The following is a 4,735-nucleotide window of genomic DNA, read 5'->3' as shown; positions in this document are numbered from 1 at the left end:
GCGCAGGAGGGCCAACACTGCGAAGTGATCCTTCTCCGGAATACCCTCCGGGTAACCACTACGAAGCCAGTCCAGCACCGCTTTCAACGGATGACGCACCCGCCACCACCTCTCCCCAAACGCTACGACAGACATCCCTCACCGGCGAGGTTGTTCGGCCCGTCAAGAATCGCGGACTCCGACAAAAGGGCGAACGGCCCGCCTGGCCGTTCGTCAGTAACGACCAGACGGACCCTGCACGCCCTCCCCACGGGAAGGACGCACAACTCACCCGCCGCCAACGGTGTCGACTGATCGCGGAATGGAACTTTCGACCTCCACGGCGGACACACGGTACGCCACCGCCAAGGGCGGGCGGGGTTGCGCTCGCGACGAATCTACGCGGCGTGCAGAAGCCGAGAAGAGGTGTCCTGCACACTCCGATTCGGTGTCATCGTCGCCGACAACCCATCTCGGCTCGCTCCGACGATCTGACGCCACCACGCTTCACGTTCCTCGGATTCCGGCCACACCACCACATCGAGGTCATCGACATCCATGCAAGTACTCCTTCATGCCATCTGACCGCCAGTTACCCCGCCCGCGGTCCTGTAAACGCCTCACCGCTTCGAAGCCGGATCAACCGCCGACTCCACTACCAGCGCCGGACTCGGCACGCCGATCTTCGGGCACCACGTGCCCCGATGCCCACCCGGAGGAAGTTTCGTAGGCAACAACGCTCCGCGATCGTCGTAGCGCTGGACATACAACCCCCAACTACTGCCACCGTTAGCGGCTGTCGCCGCGACGATCGCCTCGTTGTCCGAATCGAAAGACTCTTCGGTGCTCGATCCATCCGCGAACGTGAACCTGTACCGTTCCATCACACGACCTCGCCGTCAGTCGAAAAAACTCGTAACCACCATGTTCCCGTAACGACTGTGTTCGAATCTCAAGTCTTGTGACGACGAAGTTCGGGGCGTCACATCTGCCGCCGACATCAGCTCTCGGACTCACCCCCGCAAGTCAGCGTTCGCGAGGCGTCCGCTGGCGCATTCACGGGCTTCTCGCTGCGTCGTCGGGGGCCGGACAACGAGAAACCCGCCCACGCCCCCTAACCTTGCGGAGGGGAGCGTTGGGTAGCCCGAGGCCGCGTCACCGGAACCCGATACGTAAAGCGGGGCAACATGTTCGGCGGCACGGACCCCTCGGGCTCCTCAAGGGCACCGGGACTGTCAGTGTCCGACCGGTTCGAGCAAGCTCGGGTCGTTGTTCCTTGGAGAGTTCACAGCGGTCGAGACCTCGTACGGTTCGAGATGCGGCTACGGAACGGAATTGATCATCGCCTGGACTTCGCCTTTGTCGGTGAGGTTCGGGTCGAGCCAGTGTTCCCAGAACGATTCGGGCAGGATCAGCGGGGATCTGTCGTGTATGTGTCCCGTGGCATCAGTAGCTGGCCGGGTGAGAATGGTGCAGGTCCATACCCATTTGTTCGGATCCTCTTCGGGCAGTTCAGGATCGGGCCACAACTCGTAGAGTCCAGCCATCGCGATCACGTCGTTCTCTCCGTGCAAGAAGTACGGAATCTTCTTTCCCTCTTCACTTTTCATCCATTCGCAGTAACCGTTCGCGGGAACGATGGCCCGCCTTTTGGCAGCACTACTCCTGAATGACGGCTTCTCCGTGACGCTTTCACTGCGGGCGTTGATCAGCTTGGATGCCATCTTCCGATCCTTGGCCCAGGCAGGGAGCAAACCCCAGCGGACGGTCCGGAGCTGGCGCTGGGGCTCGGAGTCGGGTTCCTCGTGCAGGGCTCGTTCGAGGATCACCCGGACAGGCTGTGTGGGAGCGACGTTGTAGGACGGGGGCAGTTCGTCGCCGACAGTCTGCATCGTGTCGAAAAACGACTGCAATTCCTTATCTGAGCTTCGATTGGCGTAGCGCCCGCACATGGCCTGACCTCCTCGTAGTCGGTTCCTGTCCCATTGAACAGCGTGGATCCGACTTCCGCTTCCAGCGGCGTGTGATGATCTCCGTGACTACGTCGGCAGCATGGAGAGGGGTTCTGCGATCAACGGTCCTCGGCCGGCATCTGCTGATGTGGCATTGGCGATCGCAGCGGCCACGGTTCTCGGTGTCACGGTCGGGGTTCTCCTCGCCGACGTGATGGCCGGTGTCGCGGTCGGGGCCGGTACCGCGGTGGTGTTCCGTTTCGTATTGCGGACGATCATCACCAGGAAATGACGGAATCGTTCGGGAGAGCCTACGCATGAAAACGTATCGCGACTCCGAGTGGCTCTTCCGCGACTATCCGTGGACCGAGAACGGCCTGTACGTGACCTATGTGCGCGACGCAACGCCGGCTGCCGTGATCGAGGCGATGACCGTGCGCGAACTGGGGGAAGTACGCGGACTCCAGGGCATCAACGAACTCGGCTGGGAAGAGTTTTCGATCGTCGGCGCCGCGGCCTTGGAGAACTGGACGATCGCGCTCGCTCCGATGGCTTCCGCCGGCACGGACGACGCACTGATAGCGCCGCTGTCGGCGGGACGTGAGACGCTTACACACTCGAGCAATGTCGCAGCTGCCGCCTCGTTCATCCTGTGGCAGGACGGCATTCGCGCTGTGCACTTCGACCCTCACCTGCGCCTGGACCCGATACCGGAGGCGTAGCAGTCGCGGATGAGAGAGGTCGGGCTCGACCCCGACGGTGAAGGACCGACTCCTGACTGGAAATTCCACTTCGTCGAAGCATCTTTTGCGCTGGCCGCGAACTACACCGGCGCGCAGATCACCCCCGTATTTTTGTCGACATCGACCTTCGTGGCAGGCAGTGACGACTGACCGCGATGCAGGTCAGTACACCGGAATAACTCTCTGCCTTGGTTCGTTGTAAAGGCTGTCGGTGTTCGGTTCTTTGCCCCGGGTACCACCCCAGAAATGCCGCTTCGAGCGGCCACTTGCCGAGAGGCGCAAGACGGGCACCGACCCTGTGAAGCCGCTGGACACCGTCAGGTTCCGGCGGTTTCGTCATATCTGCCCGGGCTTCAGTAACACTGTGTGCCTCCCAACTCGCACGGAGTCACCTCGGAGAGAGCTATCCGCCATTCCCACGGCAATGGAAGCCACCAGATCCAACCACCTGCGATCATCTGAAAGCCTCCTCGAATACGTTCCTGATCCAGATCAGTGACGACCGGCGAGGTCGACTGGCGGATGTGCAGCATTCGAAACGTGCAATACTCCTTGACGCGCGTTCCTCAGCGCGCGCATGGCCACGCGATCAAAGTGGCGATCTCGCTCAGCGCCACCGCCGTCGCCGTCGCCGTCACGACTGCTCCACTTTCGCCACCGAGTAACCCAGACCGTCGGCAAGCATCCGCATCGGTTCCTCATCCCCGGGTAATCCGATACCGGATATCACTTTCACCACGCCCGCGCACTCGTCGGGACGCTCAATACGGACACACAAGCAGCGTGCAGGGCGCTCAATTCGCGTGAACGCCCTGTGCGATGCCTTGAGCAGCGGTAAAAGAATGGCAACGCCGAAGACAAATATTTCCGTCACCTCCAGATACACCAACTCGGCGTACCGTCGAAGTGGAGCCCCTACCCAACTGTTAGCGGCAGGGACTCCACGAGGTGAGACGTCCCCGTGTTGAGCACACAGCGCGGGGACCCACTTTCCGCGCCGGGTTCACTACTCAACCCTGCATCTCCACCCTAAAACAGTCCATCAGGTTTGGTCTACGGAGAAGGTGAACCGTTACCAACCGAACACTTCACTTCCAACGTGGCGCGATCACGCGGAGCGCCGCGCACGACGTGGCCGCCGACGCAGCTGGGCGCACTCACTGCCGAAAGCGGGAAGCGCGACCGCGCATATGGGGTCGGTGGTGGGCGGTGACCGGCACGATCCCCCAGACTCACCCCGCCCGTAAAGAGTCCCAACCGCATCGCACGTCTTGGCGAGTCCGCACCGCAACGAGATCCGACCCGCTCCAACCGATGTAACAGTCGAAACTATCGGCTAGTTCCTGCCCCGCAGGCGCTCTTGAACGACAACGAACTCCGAAATACCGAACACTCAGAGTCGACGAGCCGCCTGCCGACACTCCAACTCGTCCTGAACGATCTCGAGCCGCATCTCCTCACAGCGGCTCAGCTCGTCCAGACCCTCCAACCGACAACACTCCGTCGCCAGGTCCTCATCGCTCATCCCGCGCCTGACATCCTGCACCGCGCACTCCCTCCGATCCGCACCCGCACCCGCACTCGTTCGGATCGGTGAATACCCACGAAAAGACATCCCTCAACCACCAACTGAATGCCCTACCATGATGTTTCAGCCCGCGGGCGAACGGTTCGGCTGAGTCGCACACAGGCGCCCACCAACACGCTGCTCACTCACGGCAGTGGTGGCGGCACATAACCGGTCACATCAGTCCAACCGCGACCGCTGGATCAGCATGTAAACGGCAGCGGGGTCCACCGAAGCACACGGCATCCCCATTAACCGGCAACCACCGAAAATGCACCTTCCGATGACGTTGCTCTGTTGGCGCCTTCTTTCGGCGAATGCCTGCACCACCACTACTTCGGAAGCCTCTCGTGGGCAGTGGAATCGACTGCACCGTCATCGTCGTCGCCGTCATACGACTCGGACGTCGCCAACGGCCAATCCACGTCGTCGAGCCGACGGGTAACGCGTTCGATGTCCTCCTCGGACGGTTCCTCACCCATGGTTCCTGCGAG

At 61.7% G+C, this 4,735-nt stretch carries 5 protein-coding genes and 2 pseudogenes; 2 read left to right on the top strand and 5 right to left on the bottom strand.

Features of this window, described 5'->3' with window-relative positions; all coding sequences use genetic code 11:
• The 4 genes and pseudogenes from ACN50D_RS31180 to ACN50D_RS31165 form a co-directional block, all read right to left on the bottom strand.
• Positions 1–135: DUF3349 domain-containing protein (locus ACN50D_RS31180; RefSeq protein ID WP_419970255.1), on the bottom strand; the 135-nt coding region annotated here is incomplete at its 3' end.
• Between the two features lie 242 nt (positions 136–377).
• Entirely contained in the window at positions 378–539 is a 162-nt protein-coding gene (locus ACN50D_RS31175) for a hypothetical protein (protein ID WP_212634126.1), read from the bottom strand.
• Positions 540–599: 60 nt separating this feature from the next.
• Positions 600–863 carry a hypothetical protein gene (locus ACN50D_RS31170; RefSeq protein ID WP_212634125.1) on the bottom strand — a complete coding sequence of 88 codons (264 nt, stop codon included), beginning with the start codon at positions 861–863 and terminating at the stop codon, positions 600–602.
• Between the two features lie 351 nt (positions 864–1,214).
• A pseudogene (locus ACN50D_RS31165) lies at positions 1,215–1,931 on the bottom strand (SOS response-associated peptidase).
• 100 nt (positions 1,932–2,031) lie between these two features.
• On the opposite strand from ACN50D_RS31165, the gene ACN50D_RS31160 reads away from it, so the two are divergent.
• A complete protein-coding gene (locus tag ACN50D_RS31160) occupies positions 2,032–2,223 on the top strand; it encodes a hypothetical protein (RefSeq protein ID WP_212634124.1) in 192 nt (63 codons plus the stop codon).
• A gap of 25 nt (positions 2,224–2,248) precedes the next feature.
• A pseudogene (locus tag ACN50D_RS31155) lies at positions 2,249–2,824 on the top strand (DUF6461 domain-containing protein).
• Between the two features lie 484 nt (positions 2,825–3,308).
• Here ACN50D_RS31155 and ACN50D_RS31150 read toward each other — a convergent pair.
• Complete coding sequence (locus ACN50D_RS31150) at positions 3,309–3,560, bottom strand: hypothetical protein (RefSeq protein ID WP_212634121.1); 252 nt, start codon at positions 3,558–3,560, stop codon at positions 3,309–3,311.
• Positions 3,561–4,735: the final 1,175 nt, after the last annotated feature.

It is taken from the genome of Rhodococcus sp. SB1D, assembly GCF_048573875.1.
Classification (GTDB): Bacteria; Actinomycetota; Actinomycetes; order Mycobacteriales; family Mycobacteriaceae; genus Rhodococcus_F; species Rhodococcus_F qingshengii.
This window is presented reverse-complemented; position numbering and strand designations above follow the sequence as displayed.